General features: G+C 62.9%; 1 protein-coding gene. It reads left to right on the forward strand.

The annotated features are described in order from the left end of the window. The coding region (locus HX875_RS32575) for an ATP-binding cassette domain-containing protein (RefSeq protein WP_177049021.1) at nt 1-302 on the forward strand (302 nt) is incomplete at both ends.

Here is a 302-nt window from a genome sequence, read left to right on the forward strand (position 1 = left end):
CAGGGCGAAATCGTGACCCTGATTGGCGCCAACGGTGCCGGCAAGTCCACGCTGCTGATGACCCTGTGCGGTTCGCCCCAGGCTCACAGCGGCAGCATCCGCTACATGGGTGAGGAACTGGTGGGCCAGGCCTCCTCCGAGATCATGCGCAAGAGCATTGCCGTGGTTCCGGAAGGCCGTCGGGTGTTTGCCCGCCTGACCGTGGAAGAGAACCTCGCCATGGGCGGATTCTTTACCGACAAGGGCGATTACCAGGAGCAGATGGACAAGGTGTTGCACCTGTTCCCGCGGCTCAAGGAGCG

It is taken from the genome of Pseudomonas yamanorum, assembly GCF_013386765.1.
Lineage (GTDB): Bacteria > Pseudomonadota > Gammaproteobacteria > Pseudomonadales > Pseudomonadaceae > Aquipseudomonas > Aquipseudomonas yamanorum_A.